Raw genomic sequence first — 22,449 nt, 5'->3', positions numbered from 1 at the left:
CATGATGATACAGAAATTTAAAGGACTCTTAATTGCTTTAGTAATACTATCTTCATTTACGGTAGTTCCTGATCGTATTGCTTGGCAATCTAACACAATGTTGTCTTGGGCAGATTTTAAAGGAAGTCCTAATGGAAAAGGTAATTTTGTAGCGAGTACTGGTAGTGGTATGAGTCAGTCGTATGTAATAGCAAGCAATGGAGTATTAGATAAAAAAAGAACCCACGTGATCGCGCATTTTTATCCTGAGTATTCTTGGTATATAGCTAAAGATACCACAGCAAGTTTATTGAAACATGAACAAACCCATTTTGATATTACAGAAATTCATGCGCGTCTATTGAACGGACGTATTCAATCTTATCCTTTTACATCCAATTCTAAAGCAGAAGTAAAAGCATTGTATGGACAAGTAGAAGAAGAGCGTCGCGCGATGCAAAAAACCTTTGATAAAGAAACCAATCACTCTATCAATACAGAAGAAGAAAAAAAGTGGGAAGCAAGAATCGCAAGATTGCTTTTACCTCAGTAATTAAGTACTACATAACAAAAAAATGCCTTCCCATTGGGAAGGCATTTTTTTATACTAAAAATAAGTTTTTTAGTTGTAGAAAGGTACTTCAACACGTGTTGTTCCCCATCCCATGACAAGGTGGTATCCAGCATCAACGCCTTTAAAACCTATAGAGAAAGATTCAACATCTTTTCCGCTTGATACAGGCACTTTTATACGGGCAACATCATTACTTTCATTGTACGCATAAGAACCCCAATCATCAAGATCTGAATTTAGAATAATCGTCCATTCTTTTTCTCCAGGAATGGTGAATAAAGAATACGTTCCTGCTTTTATGGTTTTGTTACCAAACTTATAATCTTTAAATAATTTGATCTCGGTAGCTTCATCTGCCCCCGTACGCCATACTTTTCCATAAGGAACTAATTTTCCAAAAAGTTCGCGATCTTTTTTCTGTGGGCGACTGTAAATTACTTTGATAGTCGGTTTTGCACGACGATCTGTTTTTGCATAAGCAATATCTGTTGGGCTTTTTTGAAGACCTTCAAATTCTTGAGCATTTGCAGTTGGAGTAGCTATAAAAGCCATTACGACAAGAGCAAGTGTAAATAATTTTTTCATGGTATATTTGATTTTGGTTTAAAGATACTGTGGGTTCTAATTCTAGGCTGTTAAATAAAGCTTAAGATTTATTCCATCAACTAATTGACTAGCACTGTTGATGTCTGTTTTCCGCGAAATGCGGGTGTCTTTTCCAGAAAACACATAGCCTTTACTTGTTTTAAAGTGTGATTTCAATATATGTTTGTATCAAACAAAAAGCAGAACACAATAAAATAAGTCGTAGCATCAGATAAAAACTTTCAAAATTTTTCTAAATACGCTTTCGCGAAAGCGTATACCTTATGCATTGAACTTATAGTGTTGTTTTTTGTTTCATATTGTAATTAAATATGCGTTATGGATTTTGTTAATGAAACCATAATTAGATATTTGAACTATAAATTATTATAAAAAATTAAAAAATATTAGCTATGTGTGGAATTATATGCGCCTTCGAATTAAAACAAGATATGACAATCTTGCGTCCTCAATTATTAGAAATGTCGAAAAAAATTCGTCATAGAGGACCAGACTGGAGTGGTATTTATGCTACAGAAAAAATGATTTTCTCTCATGAGCGTTTAGCTATTGTTGATCCAGCTTCAGGAAAACAACCTTTAGTAGATGCTTCTGAAACTTTAATTCTAGCGGCTAATGGGGAAATTTATAACCATAAAGAATTAAAGAAAACACTCAAGACAGATTATGCTTTTCAAACCCAATCTGATTGTGAGGTTATCTTAGCATTATACCAAGAAAAAGGTGTTGATTTTCTAGACGATCTTAACGGTATTTTTGGTTTTGCGTTGTATGACACCAAAAAGGATAGTTATCTTATTGCGCGTGATCACATGGGAATTATCCCGTTGTACATGGGCTGGGACGCACATGGGACTTTTTATGTTGCATCCGAGTTAAAAGCATTAGAAGGTGTTTGTTCCAAAATAGAATTATTTCCTCCAGGGCATTATCTTTCTAGTACTGACGGAGAGTTGGTACAATGGTACAAAAGAGATTGGATGGAATACGATGCTGTAAAAGATAATGAGACCAGCATTGAAGAGTTGCACGATGCACTAGCAGCTTCTGTAAAGCGCCAATTAATGAGTGATGTGCCTTACGGAGTTTTACTATCTGGCGGACTCGACTCTTCTATAACAAGTGCTATTGCAAAATTATATTCAGAAAAACGAATAGAGTCTGGTGATGAGCAAGATGCTTGGTGGCCACAATTGCACTCGTTTAGTATTGGATTAGAAGGATCTCCAGATCTTGCTGCCGCTCAAATTGTGGCAGATCATATTGGGACAGTACATCATCCTATACAATTTACAATTCAAGAAGGACTAGATGCGATACGTGATGTGATTTATCATTTAGAAACCTATGATATTACGACCATAAGAGCTAGTACTCCTATGTATTTAATGGCAAGAGTGATCAAATCTATGGGGGTAAAAATGGTGCTTTCTGGTGAAGGCGCCGATGAGATTTTTGGAGGCTATCTATATTTCCATAAAGCACCAAACGCAAAAGAATTCCATGAAGAAACTGTACGTAAATTAGATAAATTGCACATGTATGATTGTTTACGTGCTAACAAATCACTCGCGGCATGGGGAATAGAAGGACGTGTACCGTTTTTAGACAAAGAATTTATGGATGTAGCGATGCGTTTAAATCCACAAGATAAGATGATTACCAAAGAACGTCGTGGGATGGAAAAATGGGTATTGCGTAAAGCATTTGAAAAATATCTACCAGAAAGCGTTGCTTGGAGGCAAAAAGAACAATTTTCAGACGGTGTAGGCTACAGTTGGATAGATACACTTAAAGAAGTAGTAGAAACCGCTGTGAGCGATCTCCAAATGGAAAACGCACACCATCGTTTCCCCATCCATACACCACAAAATAAAGAAGAGTTTCATTACCGTTCTATTTTTGAAGAGCATTTTCCAAGTGATGCTGCTGCTTTATGTGTGCCTTCGGTGCCTTCTGTAGCATGTAGTACCCCTATAGCTTTAGAGTGGGATGAAGCGTTTAAAAATATGAATGATCCTTCGGGGAGAGCCGTGGCAATGGTGCACGATGATGCCTACTAAAACACAAGTCTTTTAAGAGTTAAAAACGCTGGCAATATGTCGGCGTTTTTTGCTTCATTTCACCTCTTTTGTAAATAAATTCGATTTTGAGTAAGTACGCTTTCGCGAAAGCGCATAAATACTGGGCTTATCGCGTTTTTTGTTTTTCACAAATTGTTGATAACTTCAAGGCTTTTAGTGCTATTTTTAGCCTATACGAGACACCCTTTTTCTATATTTGTTAACATTCGATTTTTAAGACAATTTAAGAAGATATTTATGAGCGAAGACGCTAACAAAAATCAGTATTCAGCAGATAGTATTCAAGCCCTTGAAGGGATGGAGCATGTACGCATGCGACCATCGATGTATATCGGTGATGTAGGCGTAAGAGGATTACATCATTTAGTATATGAAGTTGTTGATAACTCTATTGATGAAGCGATGGCAGGACACTGTGATACGATCAATGTGACTATCAATGAAAATAATTCTATTACCACGCGTGACAACGGTCGTGGGATTCCTGTAGATTTACATAAAAAAGAAGGTGTTTCTGCCCTTGAGGTAGTCATGACTAAAATAGGTGCTGGTGGTAAGTTTGATAAAGATTCGTATAAAGTTTCTGGAGGACTTCACGGAGTTGGGGTTTCTTGTGTAAATGCACTCTCAGATCATTTGAGAGCAACGGTATACCGTAATGGTAAAATATGGGAGCAAGAGTATGAACGCGGAAAAGCGATGTATCCTGTAAAAGCCATTGGAGAAACTGACTTTACAGGTACAGAAGTTACTTTCCTTCCCGATCGTAGTATTTTCCAACAAACAATAGAGTACAATTATGATACGCTTGCTTCTCGTTTGAGAGAGCTTTCCTATTTAAATAAAGGGCTTACCATCACGCTTGTAGATAAACGTCAACCAAATGACGATGGTACGTATGAAACAGAGACCTTCAAAAGTGAAATAGGTCTTGCTGAGTTTGTACGTTTCTTAGACGGCACTCGTCATGCGATCATAGGAGATGTGATCTCTATGGAAGGTGAGAAAAACGGAATTCCTGTAGAAGTGGCGATGATTTATAATGATAGCTATTCAGAAAACTTACACTCGTATGTAAATAATATCAATACGCATGAAGGAGGAACGCATTTAGCTGGATTTCGTAGAGGATTAACAGGATCACTTAAGAAGTTTGCAGATAACTCTGGAATGCTTGATAAGCTAAAGTTTGATATTGCGGGAGATGATTTCCGTGAAGGATTAACTGCTATTATCTCTGTAAAAGTAGGGGAGCCTCAATTTGAAGGACAAACCAAAACAAAATTAGGAAACCGTGAAGTCACCTCGGCTGTCTCGCAAGCAGTTGCAGAGATGATTGAGATTTACATGGAAGAGAATCCTAACGATGCAAAAATCATTGTTCAGAAAGTAATCCTTGCTGCACAAGCACGTCACGCTGCTAAGAAAGCACGTGAGATGGTACAACGTAAGACCGTGATGAGTATCGGAGGTCTTCCTGGGAAATTATCTGATTGTTCTGAAACGGATCCATCATTATGTGAAGTATTTCTTGTCGAGGGAGATTCTGCAGGAGGAACGGCAAAGCAAGGTCGTGATCGTGAGTTTCAAGCTATTTTACCATTACGCGGTAAGATCTTGAATGTAGAAAAAGCGATGCAACACAAAGTTTTTGAAAACGAAGAGATCAGAAACATCTTTACGGCGCTTGGCGTTAGTATAGGGACAGAAGAAGACAGTAAAGCGTTGAACCTTTCAAAATTACGTTATCATAAAGTAGTGATTATGTGTGATGCCGATGTCGATGGTAGTCACATTTCTACGCTGATTTTAACGTTCTTCTTCCGTTATATGCGGGAACTTGTAGAAAACGGATATGTATATATAGCAACACCTCCCTTATATCTTGTGAAGAAAGGTCAGAAAAAGCAATATGCATGGGATGATGCACAACGTGATCAAATAGCTGATAGCTATGGAAATCAAGGGGTGTCTATACAACGTTATAAAGGTCTTGGAGAGATGAATGCAGAGCAGTTATGGGACACCACGATGAATCCTGAGTTTAGAACACTAAGACAAGTAGCGATTGACAATGGTACTGAAGCAGATCGTATCTTCTCTATGCTAATGGGCGATGAGGTGCCGCCTCGTCGTGAATTTATAGAGAAAAATGCAAAATATGCAAATATTGATGCATAACACGTTCGTTACAAAATAAATAAGTGCTTGTCTATTATTTTAAATATATAGACAAGCATACTGCTTTTGTAAAATAAGGTACTTCTTTAGGTTTTCAATAACTATTTGTAAATAGTAGGCTGGATGGTGAGAAGTAGCATCCGCTTCTTTTAACCCTTCCTTAGGAATTAAATGTTAAAGAAATCGTATTTTGCAACGAGTAAAAAAACAATAACAAATCCAAAAAAAATAATTTATGAAAGTTACCGTAGTAGGTGCAGGAGCCGTAGGAGCAAGTTGTGCCGAATATATCGCTATTAAGAATTTTGCAAGTGAGGTTGTATTATTAGACATTAAAGAAGGGTATGCCGAAGGCAAAGCCATGGATTTAATGCAAACAGCTTCTCTCAATGGTTTTGACACAAAAATCACTGGATCTACTAGTGATTATAGTAAAACTGCAGGCAGTGATATTGCGGTAATTACGTCTGGGATACCTCGTAAGCCAGGAATGACACGTGAAGAACTTATAGGGATCAATGCAGGGATTGTAAAATCTGTTGCGAGTAGTCTTGTAGAACATTCTCCAAATGTCATTTTAATTGTAGTGTCCAATCCTATGGATACAATGACGTACCTAGCACATAAAGTAACGGGACTTCCTAAAAACCGTATCATTGGTATGGGAGGCGCATTGGATAGTGCGCGTTTCAAATACCGTCTAGCAGAAGCTTTAGGAGCGCCTATTTCTGATGTAGATGGCATGGTAATCGGAGGACATTCTGATACAGGAATGGTACCTTTAACTCGTCTTGCTACACGTAACAGCGTACCTGTTTCAGAATATATAAGTGAAGCACGTTTACAACAAGTATTGGAAGATACCAAAGTTGGAGGAGCAACGTTAACAAAACTCTTAGGAACATCTGCTTGGTATGCACCAGGAGCTGCTGTTTCAGGATTGGTGCAAGCCATCGCTTGTGATCAAAAGAAAATATTCCCTTGCTCTGTATTATTAGATGGAGAGTACGGACTTTCAGATCTTTGTATTGGCGTACCTGTTATTTTAGGAAGTAATGGGATTGATAAAATTGTAGAAATCAATTTAAGTGATGCAGAAAAAGCACATTTAGCAGAAAGCGCAGAAGGGGTGAAGAAAACCAATGCACTTCTAGACGCATAAAAATAAGAATGGATACGCTTTCGCGAAAGCGTATAAAGCAACACATAAATTTAAAAAGGGAGGTCGTTGAAAAATGATCTTCCTTTTTTTGTTAGAAAAATAACTCCTAAGTCAGAAAAATCAATTCTAGGAGTATAAAAAATATTGGCTAATCGTAATTGAAATCCTATATTTGCACGTTTTGTAAAAATGACCGAAACGTCTATACTGCAAAACACAATCTTTATTTTTGGCGCATGAGAAACAAATGGTACGTAAGTGCTTTGATTTTTGCCCTAGCTATCGTTGGTATAAGCTTGGAGCAAGTTTCTGTGCCTAATCAGGAAATTGTTCTTCAGTTTGCAGATCTTGAAGTGACACTTGATGAAACTCAAGATGCAATCACTCAGATTAAGAGTCAGCTTGAAGCGTTAGAGGTCGACAATATACAAATACAAGAATCTGGAAACGGCACATTAAAAATCACCTATTACAGTGATATTGACGTTAGTGAAGTAAAAAAAATATTTTTAGAAGACATAGATCTCGCAATAAGTCATACTTCTTATGATTTTGATAAAGAGAATACTAGATTACCTTCAAAAGAAGATAGAAAACCGTATCAACTTGATGTTTATGAAATTCAAGAGAATATTGATATAGCAGGTTCTAGTGGAAATATCGTAGAATTAAAATCAGAAATCATTCGTTTTTTTACTCCAGACACCTATGCTTCTATTAGTAAGCAACGTAACGAGGAAAAAAATAAAACTGAAAAATTAGCATACATAGTACACAGGAATATTGCCATCGCAATAGATGACGCATCTTATAATATACCTGAAGTGAGGGCTGGCCCGACAACGTAATGAAACTCTCGATATAAGTGATTTTAAACTTACCGTATGTATTGACATACGTTTCATCACTTATGAACTCCGTTTAATCATAAAAAAGAATGTGAAGTGGTAACACGTTAGAATTGTATCTTTTTTAAGGTTGAAAACCAACAATAAAATATCAATAATATAACGATCAAATGATACTAGACGTCTTTTAGTATCAATATTGATGACAAAAAACACAAAAATGCAAAATAAAGGACTCATTCGAATATTTGCTATTGTATTTGGTTTGGTATGTATTTACCAACTCTCATTTACATATTTAACAAATAAAACAGAGACAGCAGCAAAGGAATTTGCAATTAGTAAAGCAGGAGATGATGCAGATCAAAGAGATGTCTATGAACGCATCTATCTAGATAGCGTAGGGAATAAACCAATTTATGTTGGAATCACCTATGATGAAGCTAAAGAAAAAGAATTAAATAAAGGACTTGACCTTAAAGGGGGGATTAACGTAATCCTTCAAATTTCTGTAAGAGATATTTTGGGAGGTCTTGCCAATGGAAAAAGAGATCCTGCGTTTATTGCAGCACTAGATGCAGCAGATGAAGCACAGAAGAATAGTCAAAACACCTATTTTGAAGATTTCTTAACCGCTTTTGAAGATCAGGGTGGAGATGTAAAATTAGCGTCTCCAGATATATTTTCTAACGTCATATTAGGAGATAAGATTGATCCTAACATGAGTAATGACGAAGTAGCTGTTGTACTTAGAGGAGAGATTAAAGAAACAATTCAATCTGCTTTTGAGACTTTACGTAATCGTATTGATAAGTTTGGGGTAACACAACCTAACATCCAAAACCTTGGAGATAATGGACGTATTCTAGTAGAACTTCCTGGTGCAAAAGATATTCAGAGAGCTGTACGTTTCTTATCTGCAAAAGCGCAATTAGAGTTTTATGAAACGCATTATGCAGGAGATGTCATCAATTATTTAGGATTGGTAGATCAGACATTAGCAGCAACGATCAAAAAGGATGAAAAAGAAGAAACTGAAGTAGTACAAGATTCTACAAATGTAGATAGTGTTGTAGATGACTTATTAAAAGACGCCGAAGGTGACGAAGATGAGGATGTAGCGCAAAATAATCCTCTTCTTGAGATATTCACACCCAATGCAACAGCATTTCAGTATAGAGAAGTACCTACTGTAGGATATGCCGCTGTGAAAGATACTGCAACGATTAATGGATATTTAAGAACGCCGTCTATTGTACGTTTACGTCCAGCAAATTTACGTTTTGCAAAATTTGCTTGGGGAGATGCAGAAACGGTTCAGATAGGTGATGGGGATGAAACTATCGAAAGAGTGCCTTTATACGCATTAGAATCTAATCGTTCTGGTGAGCCTTATATGAGTGGAGACGTTGTAAATGATGCACGTCAACAGTTTACACAAACCCAACAGCCTTCTGTAGGTCTTGATTTTGAAGGTCAAGGGGTAAGTCAGTGGTCAAAATTAACACGTACCGTAGCACAAAAAAGAAATGCAATCGCCATTGTACTTGATAATACCGTACAATCTGCGGCAACCGCAAGACAAGAAATTAAAGGAGGAAGCACAGAGATTTCTGGAAACTTTACTGTACAATCTGCACAAGATCTTGCTACAGTTTTAAACGCTGGTAAACTTCCTGCTTCTGCAGATGTGATCGAAGCAGAAGAAATTGGAGCTACTTTAGGTAAAGAAGCAATTAATAGTGGTGTGATTTCGTTTATTATCGCACTTCTTTTTGTATTAGTATGGATGGTATTCTACTACGGTAGAGCAGGACTATACTCAGATGTTGCACTTGTGGTGAATATTTTATTCATTTTTGGAGTATTAGTGAGTTTTGAAGCGGTATTAACCCTTCCTGGTATTGCAGGTATTGTATTAACCATAGGTATGGCGGTAGATGCCAATGTACTTATTTTTGAACGTATCAAAGAAGAGTTGCGTAAAGGGAAATCTCAAAAAGATGCGATTAAAGATGGATTTAATAATGCATTATCCTCAATTCTTGATGCAAACATTACAACCTTCTTAACGGCATTGATATTATTCTTATTTGGAACAGGACCTGTAAAAGGATTTGCTGTTACCTTAATGATAGGTATTGCAACCTCTTTATTCTGTGCGATTTTCATCACCAGACTCTTTATAGATGGATATGGAAAGAATGGAAAATCATTAGCATTTTCAACAGGAATCACAAAGAACTTATTTGTAAATAATAAAGTCGATTTCTTAGGGAAACGTAAGATCGCTTATGCAATCTCATTGGTATTAATAGGTATTGGTATTTTCTCTTTAGTAACTGGCGGATTAAATGCTGGGGTTGACTTTGTAGGAGGACGTTCATATACTGTTCGTTTTGAAAAAGCAATCAACTCTTCAGAAGTAGGAGATCTTTTATCTAGTGAAGATGTATTTGGAAGTGCTATCGTAAAAACGTATGGAGCAGACAATCAATTAAAAATCACAACGAAGTATAGAATTCAAGAAACAGGTCTAGAAGTAGATGAGGCTGTAGAAAGAAAATTATATACGTCTCTTAGTAACTATCTGCCAAGCGACTTAAGTTTTGAAGACTTTAGCAGATCGTATGATGGAAAGGAAATTGGAAAGATGAGTTATAACAAAGTAGGACCTACCATTGCAGATGATATTAAGAGAGGCGCTTTGTTAGCGATTATCGGATCTCTCATTGTGGTATTCTTATATATCTTATTACGTTTCCGTAGATGGCAATTCTCTTTAGGAGCGGTTGCAGCGGTATTCCATGATGTATTAATTGTATTGGGAATCTTTGCGATCTTCAAAAACATTATGCCATTTGATATGGAGGTAGATCAAAACTTTATTGCGGCTATTCTGACCGTGATTGGATATTCTCTGAATGATACCGTGGTTGTATTTGACCGTATTCGTGAGTATATCAAGGAGCACGGATCAACACGCGGATTTGGTAAATTGATCAATCAAGCATTAAACAGTACATTAAGTCGTACGTTAAATACCTCTGTAACGACATTAATCGTGTTATTAGCCATCTTCTTCTTAGGAGCAGATTCTATTAGAGGATTAATGTTTGCATTAATAGTAGGGGTACTTGTAGGAACCTACTCATCACTATTTATCGCAACACCAGTGATGTTTGATACCGTTCAGAAAAAAGGATTAAAAGAAGAAAATAAAGAAGAAGTTTTAGAAGAAGCCTAATATTTTCTATTTGAAATACAAAACCCGCTATATGTCATGTATAGCGGGTTTTATTATTAAAACGGCTCTTTCAATGTATCTCACTTCTTCAGCGAGATTTAAGATGTGTCTAATATTTTAGATAGTGATTTAAAAAGATACATAAGGTGTACACGCTTTCGCGAAAGCGTATAAAGTAACCCTCTAATTTGCAAACCATAAAAAGTTAAAAACAGATCCACACCTGACATAATTGCATTCTCAGTAAAAGGCATTATTTTTGACACTACAACCAAAAATCAAACATGAGTTTTTTCAAAAAAATATTTTCGAAAGAAAAAAAAGAAACCTTAGATAAAGGACTCGAAAAATCAAAGACAAGTTTCTTTGATAAAATGAGTAAAGCCGTTGCTGGAAAATCGAAGGTAGATGATGATGTCTTAGATAATCTTGAAGAAGTATTGGTCACAAGTGATGTAGGTGTCAAAACAACACTTAAGGTTATAGGGCGCATAGAAGCCCGTGTCGCTAAAGACAAATATTTAGGAACCGATGAGCTTAATAAAATACTTCGAGAAGAAATTGCAGGCTTATTAAGTGAGACTAATACAGGAAACGCTACCGATTTTGAACTCCCTGAAGGTACCAGACCACACGTGATTATGGTGGTAGGAGTGAATGGGGTAGGGAAGACGACGACTATTGGTAAACTTGCGTATCAGTTCAAAAAACAAGGAAAGAAAGTGGTGTTAGGCGCTGGAGATACATTTAGAGCAGCAGCCATAGATCAATTACAAGTATGGGCAGATAGAGTAGATGTTCCGATTGTAAAACAACAAATGGGAAGTGATCCTGCCTCAGTTGCGTTTGATGCGTTAGAAAGTGGTGTCAATCAAGACGCAGATGTGATCATTATAGATACTGCGGGACGTTTACATAATAAAGTCAACTTAATGAATGAGTTGACCAAAGTAAAACGTGTGATGCAAAAAGTGATAGGAGATGCGCCACATGAGGTATTATTAGTTTTGGATGGCTCTACAGGGCAGAATGCTTTTGAACAAGCCAAACAATTTACCGCTGCTACAGAAGTTACCTCCCTTGCCGTGACAAAGCTGGATGGTACTGCCAAAGGTGGAGTTGTGATTGGTATCTCAGATCAATTTCAAATCCCTGTAAAATATATAGGCGTAGGTGAAGGGATAGAAGATCTACAAGTCTTTAATAAAATAGAATTTGTAGATTCTTTCTTCAAGTAAAATGCACGTTTAGATAAAATAGAAAAGGCTTTGCAGATTTGTAAAGCCTTTTTCTATTTATACGACTTCGATTTTCTAATTTAGATGTGGTTCCATAAGATATAAAAAAGCATAGATTCCCTACATTGTTGTTTTTTTACTTTCTGTATCGCGACTATTTTTTAAAACGTATCTTTGCACCCCGAATAAAATAGAGGTATGAGAACAAAAACCCTGAAAAAGAATAAGATCAATGTAGTTACTCTTGGATGTTCTAAGAACGTGTATGACAGTGAAGTGCTGATGGGACAATTGAAAGCTAATGGTAAAGAAGTTGTTCATGAAGAAGAAGGGAATATTGTCGTAATTAATACCTGTGGTTTTATAGATAATGCCAAAGAAGAATCGGTAAATACGATTTTGGAGTACGTAAAACAAAAGGAGCAAGGGGATGTTGATAAAGTGTTTGTAACAGGATGTCTATCTGAGCGTTATAAGCCTGATTTACAAAAAGAAATTCCAGATGTAGACCAGTATTTTGGTACGACAGAATTGCCTGGATTATTAAAAGCTTTGGGAGCAGATTATAAGCACGAACTTATTGGAGAACGTATAACCACAACGCCAAAAAACTATGCATACCTTAAAATTGCTGAGGGTTGCGATAGTCCATGTTCGTTTTGTGCCATTCCTTTAATGCGTGGAAAACATAAATCAAAACCTATAGAGCATCTTGTCACAGAAGCTGAGAAATTAGCAGCAAAAGGCGTTTCGGAGTTGATTCTTATTGCACAAGATCTTACCTATTACGGACTAGATCTCTATAAAAAGCGTAATCTTGCTGAGCTTTTGGAAGCGCTTGTAAAAGTAGAAGGTGTGGAGTGGATTCGTTTGCACTATGCATTCCCAACAGGATTTCCGATGGATGTCCTAGAGGTAATGAATCGTGAACCCAAAGTGTGTAATTATATTGATATTCCGTTACAGCATATTTCGGATTCCATTTTAAAGTCGATGCGACGAGGAACCACAATGGCAAAGACGAATGCCTTGTTAGACCGCTTTCGCGAAAGCGTACCCAATATGACCATCCGTACCACTTTGATCGTAGGATATCCCGGAGAAACTGAAGAAGATTTTCAACTGCTGAAACAATGGGTAAAAGACCAACGTTTTGAGCGTTTGGGATGCTTTACCTATTCTCACGAAGAAAATACGCATGCGTATAACTTGGAGGATGATGTTCCTGAAGAAGTAAAAATGGACCGAGCCAATCAAATTATGGAGATTCAATCGCAAATCTCTTGGGAGTTAAATCAACAAAAAATTGGGCAAGAATTCAAAATAGTTGTCGATCGAAAAGAAGGAAATTACTTTGTAGGTCGTACAGAGTTTGATAGTCCAGATGTAGATAATGAAGTGTTGATAGACGCAACAAAATATTATCTAAAAACGGGTGGTTTTACAACTGTAAAAGTCACACAAGCGGAAGATTTTGATTTGTATGCAGTACCTCTTGAGATTTTAGAAAGACCCAAACCTATGCATGCAAGAGCTAAATCGTAACGATTAATAATTATGCGCGAAATGAGATCTGTTATTCTGCTACTAGTTTTGTTAGCTTTCACTTTTTCGTGCAAACAAAAAGAAGAAACTCCTAAAGTAGAAGAGAAACAAGAAATAGTATCAGAATCGCTACTTAAGAATATAGGAAACCCAAGTAAAGGAAAAGCACATTTACCAAGATTGGTAACTCAAAATGGAGCGCTGCACATGACTTGGGTAGAACAAGAAGATTCACTAGCAGTTCTAAAATATGCAAGCTATAAAGATCAAAATTGGTCAACGCCTAAAGAGATTACTTCTGGTACAGATTGGTTTGTCAATTGGGCAGATTTTCCAGCACTTGCTGTGAATGGAGAAACGGTACTGACGAATATTCTTCAAAAATCTGCAGACGGAACGTATGATTATGATATCAAACTGAATCTTATTGCTGGTAATAAAGTGGTAAAATCTAATTTTCTTTTAAATACTGACGGCATCCCCGCTGAGCATGGCTTTGTAGCTATGCGTCCGTATGATGATGGATTTTATGTGAGTTGGCTCGACGGACGCGATACTAAAAATAAAAAGAAGGAAGATAATCAGATGACCTTACGAGCAGCGATTGTAACTCTTGATGGAACGATTAAAGAAGATACGGTTATAGATTCAAGGGTTTGTGATTGTTGTAACACCGCTATTGGAATCACGTACAATGGTCCTATAGTCGTCTATCGAGATCGGTCTAAAGGTGCAGAAGAAATACGTGACACGTATATTGTGAGATGGGTAGATGGTTCTTGGACAACACCTAAAGCAGTGTATAACGATCAGTGGCAATTGAATGGATGTCCCGTAAATGGTCCTGCTATAGCGACGCAAGAAGAAAATCTTGTCGTTTCTTGGTTTACGGCTTCTCAAGATATGCCAAGAGTTTTAGTTACATTCTCTCAAGATAATGGCGCTACTTTTGGAACTCCCGTTCGTGTAGATGCAGGGATGGCGATAGGGCGTGTGGATACTGCGTTTTTAAAAGATGGAAGCGCGTTGGTCAGTTGGTTAGAGCCTTTGGGTGATCAGGTCGTATTGCAAGCCGTGCGGGTCTATCAAGATGGACGTAAAGAGGCACCTATTACGATTACGACAACTTCGGCAGCACGCGCCAGTGGTTTTCCTCAAATAGAAATTATGGATACAACTGTATATGTAACGTGGGCAGATCTACAGGGCGATTCGTCTCAGATAGAGATGGTTTCTTTTGAGTTGTAACATAATAATTATTAGGAAGATACTCGTATTCTCTCATTTTTTAAAATTCAACTTCTTTCAGGACATACAAAAACAAGACTTCCAATACGTATGTCTATTTTCAATTTTCAGGCTTTTGTTTGTGAAATAACGCTTTCGCGAAAGCGTATATATCTTGTATTGTTTATCTTTCTGGTAATGAGTAATTTAAAAAATTAAGGAATAGATAAATTTTTTGGGTAATGAATCTTTTATTCTACTACTTGTTTATAAAGCGCGGTCACCGAAAAGCGAATTATTAAATAGAGTAGGTCTGAAAATCAATATATTATGTTAAAAAATGTAGCTTTAGTAGTATTAGCAGTATTTTTTCTGTTTTCGTGTGAAACAGAAAACGAAGCAAATGATGCTTCAAACAATTTAGAAACCGCAAATCTACAGTCTTCAAATAGAGCATTATATGCCCCTTGGGTATTTGTGATGGATTGGAGATATGGTAGAACGTGCGGACCAGGCGGGGGAGTCTGTTTTAGTAATGGTGACGGTGATATCCTTATCTTCTCTAATATTTCAGATTCAGGCAATGATACAGGGTCAGCAGGTCAGGTATTTGAAACTATGATGGCTAATGATTCTAGTCCTCAAAATGGATTTGTAGGATACCAGAGATATGAAGATAAATTACGTGTTGCCTTTTCTAGAGGTTTAGGAGAAAGATCTGTACGTATAAGCGAGGATGTCATCCTTACTGAAGAGGTTTCTAGAAGGTTAGGTGTACAAGAAATTACGTTAAAAGCTGGTGATTATGTATTGGATTTTACAAACCTTGAACATGGAGAAGCACTTATAGATATTACTGTTAAAGAGATCGAATTAGATCAGCACGCTGTATATGGTGCTATTGATGCACAAGATTTTCCTGTAGGAGGAGGTCTTACAGTAGAAGCTTTTATGGAAGACTTAGGAGTAACTCCAGATGATTTGGTAGAATATCGATTCTTAGAAGGGAGATTTACAGGAACGGCTGCTGCAGAGCATCTTATTAATGGCGAGATTGTATATGTATGGCATACCTATGAAAACGAGCCTATTTTCTTATTTGAGGGCGAATTATCTGATGGAGGGCGTGTGACTATGAGTAGAATTTCATGGTGTGGTAATGAATTTGGAGGTTGGAATAGCTTTGATTTCTTTTGGGATTTTATAGATAATGGATGTTCTTGGTGTTAATCGGTAGTGTATTAATTTTGGTTTAGTAAGAGAAGGGGTTATCTAGTTTGTAGATACCCTCTTTTTTTTGATATATATTAAAGCAAATACGATAATACCTATTAGGATCAAAATCCCCACTATTTTAAGCCAAAAATAATCTGGTGCTAATTCTAGTGAGGTGTCATCGCCTGTTAGGGTGTTAGCTGCCCAGAAATAAGGAGAGGTTTGCTCTAGTTGATGATTGTTTATATAAGACTTTTGTGCTGTATGTAATGCTTTAGATCTAGTCTTTCCTTCTTTAAGTTCTTTATAAAATGTATATAAAATTTCATTATTAGCTGTTTCATTTACATTCCAATGAGAAGCAATGACGCTTTGAGTACCGCTATAGAAAAAGCCACGAGACAAACTCATAATTCCTTCGCCAGCTTCTTGATCTCCTTGTGCGCCTTTGCAGGCATCCAGAATAATAAGATTAGTATTATTCACTACATCATATAATTCATCTAGAAGAATCTTATCATCATATAATTGTAGCCATGGGGTACTATTTGTACTATATCCTGCATGAGAATTTATATGAATAATACTGGTGTTTTTTAAACTTGAAATAAAAGAAGATTTTGTAGCCTCTTCCTTTAATTGTAATGACATGGGTAAAAAAGAAGCGAGTTCTTTCATTTCTTCTTCACTTTTATTTAAATCTATTAAGTTGTTATTTTTAAAATTAGTTGGCGCAAATCCAGTAATCCTAGGAGCTGATGTCTTTGCTGTTTTGTTAATCTGTTGAAAAACAGAAGCAGAATGTAAGTACACTGTTTCTGTATGATGAAGTAGGTAATCTAGTTTGAAACTTGTTGCTTCATTGCTTAAAGTAAGCGCTGAAAACGGGAGGTTATGAAGTTCATAGTCTGGAATAATAACTAGTTTTTTCTTTTCAAGATCTTCTGTTTTTTCTACAAATGGGAATAGTTTTTTGAATACCACATACGAAGTATCTTGATAGGTGCTAAACGCTTCTCTTGTTGTAAATGGAGCGCTTAATTCACGTTTGAGAAATTGGACTTGTTGTAGTAATTCTGGAACTTCTTGAATCTTAAAAAAATGAGTAATATCCTTAGAACAGAAGATACCATATCCACTGGATGTATTGATAATATATTCTATAAGGTAGGTGTCATTTGTGACGTGTTTTTCTATACTTTCTTTAAGTGATAAAATTTTAGGTTCGGTTTTTATGGTATAGTATGTTGGGAATTCACGCTTTATAGAATCCAAAAACATAACATATACGTTGTCTACTTCTATAAATTCCTGTTGCAGTTTAATGTTGTTTTTTGTTTTTTGAAGTTGTTGTTTAATGGCTATTCTCTTTTTAAGAAGGTGCTTTTCTTTTTGTAAAATAGAGACAGGGATATCTAGACTCTGTCGTGTATAGCGTTTGTCCAAATGTTCTAGAAGGAGTAAAGCTTTATTTTTTTCCATAAAATAAAAGGCATCTTCTGGTTCATTTAATAAATAGCAAGCTTCTACGGCAAGCATATAAGAGTCTACACCACTATTGATCCAAAAAAGTTTAGATTGATCTACGTCACTATCTAGTCGAATTAAAGATACTAACTCATCTACTAAGTAAAGAGTTTCTTTTGCATATTCAAGATAGGTGCGATTTTTTTCTAAATGATATGCATCTAACCAAGCACTAGCTTTATTGACGAGATATTCTAGTACATCAGGCTTGTATATGTACTCTTTAAAAGAGTTTATAGGAGGTAACTGACTAATATTAGTAGAATCATAGTCTTGATTCAAAGCTGTATAAATAGCTTTTTGATAATAAGGAATCTTTTCCTTGGGATCATCCGTTAGGAGATAAAATCCTTGGTTGTCATAAACATCAGCTCTTTTGATAGGATCATCATTTATTTCTAAAGCTTTTGCATAGTATTTTTTTGCTTTTTCATGTTCATTTTTTCTTGAATGTATAGCGGCAATATTAGTATATAAAGTACCGATATTATTAGAATCCTCAGCTTGTATATATAAAGACAGCGCTTTTTCATAGTGAATAATCGCTTTTTCTTTTTCATTTACTTTCTCAAAAATAGTCCCTAAATTTGTATGCATATCTGCTATCTCTTTAGAAGAAACATAGTCTTTAAGCGACTCTATTTTTTCTTTATGTAGCGATACTTTTTCTAAATACTTTTGAGGCATGCTCATTTTACTATACGTCTCTATACAGGATAGATGACCAAGAATAAACGTCCTTTCATCTTTATAAATGTCAAATGATAATACAACAGGTTCTAAATATTGAAGCGCTTTAAAATAATCACCTTCATTACTTTGTAGTAGTGCTAATTCGATAAGGGCTTTAAAATTAAATTTATCGGCACCTTTATTTTCTAGAATTTTTTCTAAGTATATCTGTCCTTCTTGATCTTTTCCTAATGCTTTGTAATAAATAAAAGTATTATATAAACTATTATTTAAATCTTTAGAATCTATCTCTTTAATGGAACTTCTTATTTCTATTGCTTTTAAAGTTTCTTGTATTGCTTTTTCATAGCTTTGTTTAGCATTATATAGCAACCCTAGTTTGTGATATGCATACCCTAATTCAGGCGTCACAGTGAGTGTATCTGTTTTAGAAAGTAACTGATGTATATTTTCAATTTTATCTCCATTGGATTGTTGACTATCAGAATATATACGATCAAAAGTGACTTTTAAATTTTCTTGAGAGTATGTTTGGAGATTACAGAGTACACCAAAACACACGAAGAAATAATAAATTGGTTTGTACATAATTAGGAGTTAGTTACCTTAAAAATAAGTATAAAAAAAGTCTTCGATTATCAATCAAAGACTTTTCCTCTAAATTATGCTATATGTATATTTACTATAAAGGCATAATATATTTATTATATATGGTTTGTTTTGCGTAGGTAACGGGGATACCATTACTATCTAATTCTTGTTTGATTTCGTATGGAGTATAGCTCATACCAGAATCATAGAGTATTTTAGCGGCAACAGCAGTTACTAAAGGAGTTGAGAAGGAAGTCCCAGAAATAGGCACAGGTTGTTCCAGACTATTTACAAAAGGGAGATTAGTTCCATTGGACATAAAATCGACGGTGTATCTACCGTAATTTGTAAAATAAGCAGCATCTGTAACCTCTTCATTCGTAGCGCCAACAGCAATGACGTTAGAAATCATAGCAGAAAAATTGGAAGGATAATGAGCGATGGTATCGTCATTGTTATTCGAATAATTCCCTGCTGAAGTAACAACGAGTACATCTTCATACTGAGATAATATATCTAAAAAAATACTAGTGGTGTTTGGATTTGCACCTGCAGCGTCATACCAACCAGCACTTATATGAAGAATATTTGCTTTAGGTAGTGAGAACATCATACCACATAACATATCAAATATACTTACTTCACCGTCCTGATTTGCGATTTTTACAGGCAATACTCGGTAGGGGATATCAGCGTGATTAAGTGATTCGTAAATAAGTGTACTTACTGCAGTACCGTGTACTTGTTCATAATCATCATAACAAGTATTATCTTCATTTACATAATCCCATCCAGAATGTAATCCTGAGATACCATGACTAGCAGCATTGTATAAAAAAGGATTGGAATCAAAAGTAGGATAATTAACATCAATACCAGAATCTAAAACAGCTATGATCACTGCGTTTTGATTACTAGAAGCAATATGATCAGCATCATTTGTATAACCAGATCCTCCTATAAGAGAAGCAATCTCTTCTTCATTTTCAAAACTAAATTCGATAGTTACATTTTGGATACTTTCTGCGCCACCACTACCAGAACTTACAGAGCCAAATTTATTTTCTAAATCAATTCCAGGGCCAAAATCCCATTTCTCAATAGTACCATCACAGTGCGTACATACTTCATAGTCTACGACATGATAGTATTGCCTTAATGCCGCTTTTTTACTAGGTCTTGTATTTTTTTTATATTGAATAATAAGTTCTCTATCAGAAAATTTTGGAGAATTTACAGCTGTAGATTGTGCTTTGTAGTTTGCTCCTGTAACGATGTTTTCCTCTATAGTATCATCAGTATGAGAGCAAGATGCTATCAATAAACTTATGACTATTAAAAAACTACCAATTATTTTTTTCATCTTTATGGTGTTAAAAATTAATAAAAAGAGTTACTCTTACTTTAAAGTAGTATTAGTTAGAATTTATTACCCAAATTAATTTAAGGATTTTTTTTAAAAACGCTACAAAGTAATCTATGGAAGAAACTGAAAAGTATTTGAATGGATTAATACATAATGATAGAAAAGTAGTTGCGAGTATTTATGAAACTTTTTTTCCTAAAGTAAAATCGTTTGTTTTAGATAACAAAGGAAAAGAAGAAGATGTGCAAGACGTTTTTCACGATAGTCTTATGTATCTTATTGTAAAACATAAAGAAAGCCCATTAAAAGTAAATTCTTTTGAAGCCTATTTTTTTACCATTTGTAAAAATATTTGGAGAAGAACTCTAAAAAGTAATAAAAATAGGGTAATGAATCATGATCCAGCACACTATGTAGATAAAGAAGCAGACCTAGGATTATTTATTTTAGAACAAAAAAGATTAGAATTTTACCAAGAAAAGTTTCAATTATTATCTCCAAATTGTAAAGAGATTTTAGGAAGCTATTTTAATGGAATGAGTTATGAAGATATTCTTCAAGAATTAGACTATACATCTGTAAACACCGTAAGACAACGCGTTTTTAAATGTAAGGCAAAAATCATTCAGTTAATAAAAGAAGATCGAAAATACCGTAAATTAAAGAGATGAGTCAAATTTTTGATGACAAAAGACAACAAGAGATAGAGGCATATTTACAAAAAAAGATGTCTCAGGAAGAAGTAGTGAATTTTGAAGAAAAATTGACTAATGATCAACTTCTACAAGAAGATGTGTTGCTTCAAGAATCATTACAAGATTCTTTTAAAGAAGATAATTGGGCAACACTAACAAATGATTCTGACAACCAAGAATTACAAGAGTTGAAAAAGACACTGCGTAGCGATCCCTTTACAGAAATATCAGAAACTATACGAGAGGTAGGAGCAGACTACGAAAAGAAAAAAGACACGAAAGACAGACGTATATATTATCGTATGGCGATTGCAGCTGCTGTCCTTTTATTATGTGCACTTCCATTCTTTATAAACTCCCAATCTAGCAGCGTTTATGATCAATATGCCAACTGGGAAACATTACCATCTCTACGAGAAAAAGGAGATACACAAGCTGCTATTATAGAAGGAGAATCGCTGTACATTTCTCAAAAGTACAAAGAGGCAATCCGTTATTTTAAAGATACGATAGATGCCAGTGATCCCTATTATTCGTATGCACTCATGTATCTTGGAGCTTCTTATTTTCAAACTGAAAATCTAGAGAAAGCACACCAAACATACAACACACTAATTGCGACAAATTCACTTCAAAGTTCCTATGGATATTGGTATAAACTTTTGATGTATTTAAAGGTTGAAAATACAGAGAAAGCAAATGAAATGCTCACCCTCATCTTAAGCAATCCTGACAACTACAATTATACAGAAGCTCAAAAAATACAAGCAGCATTACAATCAAAATAAGTACGCTTCTGTCTGCCGTCATGCAGGTCGCGAAAGCGTGTAAACCAAAAATTCTCTATCATTTGTTACTTTTTCTGTACAAATGATAGAGAACAATCAATCTTGTGGGAGACAATATACTTTTTGAGTATTAAAGTCTAAACTTATTATTATTGGTAAAGAAAATGGCATTTGCAAAAAACAACTTTCCGTTTTGCCAGAAAGCACGGAATAATGGATCGTCTACCATATAAATGATACTTCCGCGTCCCATACGCTCTTCTCCAAACACGAGTGATTTTCCAAGTTTCGATTTAGCAGCATCTCCAGCAAACCCAGCAACATTCGTTACATCATCTGCGATGTAGGCTACATTAAACCCATTGTCAAGATATTGGTAAGCACTACTTCCTAATTTTAAGCTGTAATACGTATCGCCATAACCAAAAGCCATAGGATGCGTTGGATCTACGCTGGTTTTAAAAATACTTCCTGTGATAAAGTTAGTCACGCTTTCTTCTTCACGATCAGCATACGGGATTAAGTTGTCTTTTTTATCTTCCTTTTTATCCTCATCAGAAGACGTATTTCGCTTTAAGCTAAAACCACTTTTTCCTGCAAAAGCACCAACAGCTCTATCTAAAGCAATGATTTTTCCACCACCACGTACAAAGCTTTGTACCTTGGTAAGCGCTCCTTCATTAAGTGTACTTCCGTACCATCCGCTTGGCATTACAATAATATCAAATTGATCCAGATTGACACTTCCAATACGATCTGCTTCTATAGACGTTACAGGATATTCCAATGTTTGTTCAAAATAATACCAAGTCGCTCCGTAACTTAAAGAAGACGTGCCATCGCCTTTCAATAAAGCTATTTTAGGCGGATTAATCAATTTGAT

15 protein-coding genes and 1 pseudogene are annotated in these 22,449 nt (G+C 35.6%); 12 read left to right on the top strand and 4 right to left on the bottom strand.

What is annotated here, in order from left to right; translation table 11 throughout:
- The first annotated feature begins 1 nt into the window (after position 1).
- On the top strand, positions 2-532 hold the full coding sequence (locus tag Q0505_RS14205; protein WP_299214055.1) for a DUF922 domain-containing protein: 531 nt from the start codon (positions 2-4) through the stop codon (positions 530-532).
- Between the two features lie 69 nt (positions 533-601).
- Here the strand turns inward: Q0505_RS14205 and Q0505_RS14200 are convergent, their stop codons facing one another.
- Entirely contained in the window at positions 602-1,138 is a 537-nt protein-coding gene (locus Q0505_RS14200; protein ID WP_299214053.1) for a DUF2911 domain-containing protein, read from the bottom strand.
- 413 nt (positions 1,139-1,551) lie between these two features.
- On the opposite strand from Q0505_RS14200, the gene asnB reads away from it, so the two are divergent.
- From asnB to Q0505_RS14155, 9 genes are all read left to right on the top strand, one after another.
- Positions 1,552-3,222 (top strand): asparagine synthase B, encoded by a 1,671-nt coding sequence (gene asnB, locus Q0505_RS14195; protein ID WP_299214051.1) that lies wholly within the window; start codon positions 1,552-1,554, stop codon positions 3,220-3,222.
- A 258-nt stretch (positions 3,223-3,480) separates the two neighbouring features.
- Positions 3,481-5,424, top strand: a complete 1,944-nt coding sequence (gyrB, locus tag Q0505_RS14190; RefSeq protein WP_299214048.1) for a DNA topoisomerase (ATP-hydrolyzing) subunit B — start codon at positions 3,481-3,483, stop codon at positions 5,422-5,424.
- A 235-nt stretch (positions 5,425-5,659) separates the two neighbouring features.
- Complete coding sequence (mdh, locus tag Q0505_RS14185; RefSeq protein ID WP_299214045.1) at positions 5,660-6,586, top strand: malate dehydrogenase; 927 nt, start codon at positions 5,660-5,662, stop codon at positions 6,584-6,586.
- Between the two features lie 236 nt (positions 6,587-6,822).
- Positions 6,823-7,434: a hypothetical protein gene (locus Q0505_RS14180; protein ID WP_299214043.1), complete on the top strand. Its 612-nt coding sequence runs from the start codon at positions 6,823-6,825 to the stop codon at positions 7,432-7,434.
- A 220-nt stretch (positions 7,435-7,654) separates the two neighbouring features.
- Positions 7,655-10,681, top strand: coding sequence for a protein translocase subunit SecDF (gene secDF, locus Q0505_RS14175; RefSeq protein ID WP_299214040.1), 3,027 nt, complete (start codon positions 7,655-7,657; stop codon positions 10,679-10,681).
- Between the two features lie 284 nt (positions 10,682-10,965).
- Positions 10,966-11,919 carry a signal recognition particle-docking protein FtsY gene (gene ftsY / locus Q0505_RS14170; protein WP_299214037.1) on the top strand — a complete coding sequence of 318 codons (954 nt, stop codon included), beginning with the start codon at positions 10,966-10,968 and terminating at the stop codon, positions 11,917-11,919.
- Between the two features lie 198 nt (positions 11,920-12,117).
- Positions 12,118-13,464: a 30S ribosomal protein S12 methylthiotransferase RimO gene (gene rimO, locus Q0505_RS14165; RefSeq protein ID WP_299214035.1), complete on the top strand. Its 1,347-nt coding sequence runs from the start codon at positions 12,118-12,120 to the stop codon at positions 13,462-13,464.
- A 21-nt stretch (positions 13,465-13,485) separates the two neighbouring features.
- The gene (locus Q0505_RS14160) at positions 13,486-14,712 is read left to right on the top strand and encodes a sialidase (RefSeq protein ID WP_299214033.1); all 1,227 of its coding nucleotides are present in this window, start codon (positions 13,486-13,488) and stop codon (positions 14,710-14,712) included.
- A 309-nt stretch (positions 14,713-15,021) separates the two neighbouring features.
- Positions 15,022-15,921 (top strand): hypothetical protein, encoded by a 900-nt coding sequence (locus Q0505_RS14155; RefSeq protein ID WP_299214030.1) that lies wholly within the window; start codon positions 15,022-15,024, stop codon positions 15,919-15,921.
- A 42-nt stretch (positions 15,922-15,963) separates the two neighbouring features.
- Here the strand turns inward: Q0505_RS14155 and Q0505_RS14150 are convergent, their stop codons facing one another.
- Entirely contained in the window at positions 15,964-18,714 is a 2,751-nt protein-coding gene (locus Q0505_RS14150) for a CHAT domain-containing protein (RefSeq protein WP_299214027.1), read from the bottom strand.
- Between the two features lie 94 nt (positions 18,715-18,808).
- Positions 18,809-20,080: a S8/S53 family peptidase gene (locus Q0505_RS14145; RefSeq protein ID WP_299214024.1), complete on the bottom strand. Its 1,272-nt coding sequence runs from the start codon at positions 20,078-20,080 to the stop codon at positions 18,809-18,811.
- 116 nt (positions 20,081-20,196) lie between these two features.
- Here Q0505_RS14145 and Q0505_RS14140 point away from each other — a divergent pair, with 116 nt between their 5' ends.
- Together Q0505_RS14140 and Q0505_RS14135 are read left to right on the top strand one after the other, a co-directional pair.
- Positions 20,197-20,754 carry a sigma-70 family RNA polymerase sigma factor gene (locus tag Q0505_RS14140; protein ID WP_299214022.1) on the top strand — a complete coding sequence of 186 codons (558 nt, stop codon included), beginning with the start codon at positions 20,197-20,199 and terminating at the stop codon, positions 20,752-20,754.
- Positions 20,751-21,566, top strand: coding sequence for a hypothetical protein (locus tag Q0505_RS14135; RefSeq protein WP_299214020.1), 816 nt, complete (start codon positions 20,751-20,753; stop codon positions 21,564-21,566). Before Q0505_RS14140 ends, Q0505_RS14135 begins: the two co-directional genes overlap by 4 nt.
- Before the next feature lie 130 nt (positions 21,567-21,696).
- On the opposite strand, the pseudogene Q0505_RS14130 reads toward Q0505_RS14135, so the two are convergent.
- Positions 21,697-22,449, bottom strand: a pseudogene (locus Q0505_RS14130) (zinc carboxypeptidase); the annotation flags it as partial.

The sequence above is a fragment of the uncultured Dokdonia sp. genome (assembly GCF_937910895.1).
Taxonomy (GTDB): domain Bacteria; phylum Bacteroidota; class Bacteroidia; order Flavobacteriales; family Flavobacteriaceae; genus Dokdonia.
This window is presented reverse-complemented; position numbering and strand designations above follow the sequence as displayed.

Excerpts from the sequence above, each read along its gene's own strand:
- Q0505_RS14205 (WP_299214055.1), top strand. The coding sequence starts at position 2 with ATGATGATACAGAAATTTAAAGGACTCTTAATTGCTTTAGTAATACTA.
- Q0505_RS14200 (WP_299214053.1), bottom strand. The coding sequence starts at position 1,138 with ATGAAAAAATTATTTACACTTGCTCTTGTCGTAATGGCTTTTATAGCT.
- asnB (WP_299214051.1), top strand. The coding sequence starts at position 1,552 with ATGTGTGGAATTATATGCGCCTTCGAATTAAAACAAGATATGACAATC.
- gyrB (WP_299214048.1), top strand. The coding sequence starts at position 3,481 with ATGAGCGAAGACGCTAACAAAAATCAGTATTCAGCAGATAGTATTCAA.
- mdh (WP_299214045.1), top strand. The coding sequence starts at position 5,660 with ATGAAAGTTACCGTAGTAGGTGCAGGAGCCGTAGGAGCAAGTTGTGCC.
- Q0505_RS14180 (WP_299214043.1), top strand. The coding sequence starts at position 6,823 with ATGAGAAACAAATGGTACGTAAGTGCTTTGATTTTTGCCCTAGCTATC.
- secDF (WP_299214040.1), top strand. The coding sequence starts at position 7,655 with ATGCAAAATAAAGGACTCATTCGAATATTTGCTATTGTATTTGGTTTG.
- ftsY (WP_299214037.1), top strand. The coding sequence starts at position 10,966 with ATGAGTTTTTTCAAAAAAATATTTTCGAAAGAAAAAAAAGAAACCTTA.
- rimO (WP_299214035.1), top strand. The coding sequence starts at position 12,118 with ATGAGAACAAAAACCCTGAAAAAGAATAAGATCAATGTAGTTACTCTT.
- Q0505_RS14160 (WP_299214033.1), top strand. The coding sequence starts at position 13,486 with ATGAGATCTGTTATTCTGCTACTAGTTTTGTTAGCTTTCACTTTTTCG.
- Q0505_RS14155 (WP_299214030.1), top strand. The coding sequence starts at position 15,022 with ATGTTAAAAAATGTAGCTTTAGTAGTATTAGCAGTATTTTTTCTGTTT.
- Q0505_RS14150 (WP_299214027.1), bottom strand. The coding sequence starts at position 18,714 with ATGTACAAACCAATTTATTATTTCTTCGTGTGTTTTGGTGTACTCTGT.
- Q0505_RS14145 (WP_299214024.1), bottom strand. The coding sequence starts at position 20,080 with ATGAAAAAAATAATTGGTAGTTTTTTAATAGTCATAAGTTTATTGATA.
- Q0505_RS14140 (WP_299214022.1), top strand. The coding sequence starts at position 20,197 with ATGGAAGAAACTGAAAAGTATTTGAATGGATTAATACATAATGATAGA.
- Q0505_RS14135 (WP_299214020.1), top strand. The coding sequence starts at position 20,751 with ATGAGTCAAATTTTTGATGACAAAAGACAACAAGAGATAGAGGCATAT.